A 1,574-nucleotide genomic window follows, 5' to 3' on the forward strand; every position below is an offset into this window, starting at 1 on the left:
CCATGAAGCAATCAGCGCTGTTTTGTATGATAGCTGTTAAATAATGAACGCCGTTTTCTGATTCGTCGTCGCTTTTTGCGCCCCGCGGGTGAACGCGGTCGTTCCCGTGCGCGCCACTTCCTTAATGCCGTACGGGCGCAATAGTTCAATCAACGCCTCGACTTTCTCCGGCTCGCCGGTCACTTGAATGACGAGGCTGTCTTTGCTTACGTCGACGATCGAGGCGCGAAACGGCTCGATGAGCGTGTAAATTTCCTGGCGGACCGCCGGAGGAGCGGCAACTTTAATGAGCGCCAGCTCGCGGGCGACGATCGCTTGGTCGGTGATGTCATTCACCTTCAACACATCAATCTGCTTGTTCAGCTGCTTAATGATTTGCTCCGCCGTCCGTTCATCGTCAACGTTGACGACGAACGTCATCCGCGAAATGCCCTCGATTTCCGTATGCCCGACCGTAATGCTTTCGATATTGTAATGCCGCTTTGTAAACAACCCGGTAATGCGGTTTAAGACGCCGGGGCGGTTGTTGACTGTCATCGTGATGATTCTTCGCATGCTTTCACCCCCACCATTTCATGAAGCCCTTTGCCGGGCGCCACCATCGGATAGACGTTCTCGTCGGCGCGGACATGGAAATCAAGCAGCACCGGCCCATCCATCGCAAACGCTTGTTTTAACACTTCGGCCGCTTCCGCCTCCGTCTTCGCCCGCAGACCTGGCATCCCGTATGCTTCGGCAAGCTTGACGAAATCCGGCTGGTTCGGAATGAGCGAATGGGAGTACCGTTTGTCATAGAACAGCTCCTGCCATTGCCGCACCATGCCGAGCGCCTGGTTGTTGACGATGACGATTTTGATCGGCAGCCGTAGCTCCTGGATGACCGACAGTTCTTGGAACGTCATTTGGAAGCCGCCGTCGCCGACGATCGAAACGACCGTAGCGCTCCGATCGGCGAGCTGGGCGCCGATCGCTGCCGGAAGCCCGAAGCCCATCGTGCCGAGCCCCCCGGACGTCACCCACCGGTGCGGCCGGTTGAACTTGTAATATTGCGCCGCCCACATTTGATGCTGGCCGACGTCCGTCGTCACGATCGCCTCGCCGTTTGTCATTTCATAGATCATCTCGATCAGTTTTTGCGGTTTGATCGTGCCGGCTTCCGGCTCATAATGGAGCGGGAAGCGCCGCTTCCATTCATCAAGCTGCGTGAGCCACGCCGCCGTGTCCGCCGGCTTGCCTTGCTGGGCGATCAGCTCTTGCAAGGCGGCTTTTGCATCGCTGACGATTGGAATTTTCGTCGGCACGTTTTTGCCGATTTCCGCCGGATCGATGTCGATATGGGCGACGGTCGCTTTCGGCGCGAAATATTTTAAATTGCCGGTGACCCGGTCATCGAAGCGGGCGCCGATGTTGATGAGCAAATCGCATTCACACAGCGCCATATTCGCCGTATACGTACCGTGCATGCCGGCCATGCCTAAAAACAGCGGATGGTCGGCCGGGAAACCGCCAAGGCCAAGGAGCGTATGAATGACCGGAATGTTTTGCTGTTCGGCGTATTGCCGCAATTCATTGGA

General features: G+C 56.7%; 2 protein-coding genes. Both read right to left on the bottom strand.

Annotated features, from left to right (window positions below; genetic code table 11):
- Positions 1-36: 36 nt before the first annotated feature.
- Positions 37-555 (bottom strand): acetolactate synthase small subunit, encoded by a 519-nt coding sequence (ilvN, locus tag VU18_RS11510; protein ID WP_011232136.1) that lies wholly within the window; start codon positions 553-555, stop codon positions 37-39.
- The coding region (locus tag VU18_RS20245) for a thiamine pyrophosphate-dependent enzyme (RefSeq protein WP_047758222.1) at positions 534-1,574 on the bottom strand (1,041 nt) is incomplete at its 5' end. The genes VU18_RS20245 and ilvN, both read right to left, overlap by 22 nt.

This window comes from Geobacillus sp. ZGt-1 (genome assembly GCF_001026865.1).
Taxonomy (GTDB): Bacteria; Bacillota; Bacilli; order Bacillales; family Anoxybacillaceae; genus Geobacillus; species Geobacillus thermoleovorans.

Excerpts from the sequence above, each read along its gene's own strand:
- ilvN (WP_011232136.1), bottom strand. The coding sequence starts at position 555 with ATGCGAAGAATCATCACGATGACAGTCAACAACCGCCCCGGCGTCTTA.